This is a genomic window from Pseudomonas sp. Kh14, assembly GCF_900291005.1.
Lineage (GTDB): Bacteria > Pseudomonadota > Gammaproteobacteria > Pseudomonadales > Pseudomonadaceae > Aquipseudomonas > Aquipseudomonas alloputida.
This window is the reverse complement of record NZ_OLKJ01000157.1, coordinates 1-261: the sequence shown is the minus strand read 5'-3', so window position 1 is coordinate 261 and position 261 is coordinate 1. Positions and strand designations below refer to the sequence as shown.

1 pseudogene is annotated in these 261 nt (G+C 59.0%); it reads right to left on the bottom strand.

The features are described from left to right. Positions 1-261 (bottom strand): annotated as a pseudogene (locus FQ668_RS27675) (pilus assembly protein); the annotation flags it as partial.

Here is a 261-nt window from a genome sequence, read left to right as displayed (position 1 = left end):
GATAAAGGTTTTGTACAACTGGATGATCTGCGGGCCGGAATCGTCTTGCGGTGTAGGCCCAGGCACACCGTCGCCTTCGCATTGCTTGACGAACTGGCCGAAGATCTGCGAATCCCCGCCCGAGTTGTCCGCTGGCTGCACTACGTAGAAGCAACCGAAACCGATGACCGGAATCGACGATGCCCCCGAGTTCTTGCCCGAACAGTCGCCCACCACGATCTTCAGCATCCGCCGCTCGAAAACTCCACCCGACTGGCAACC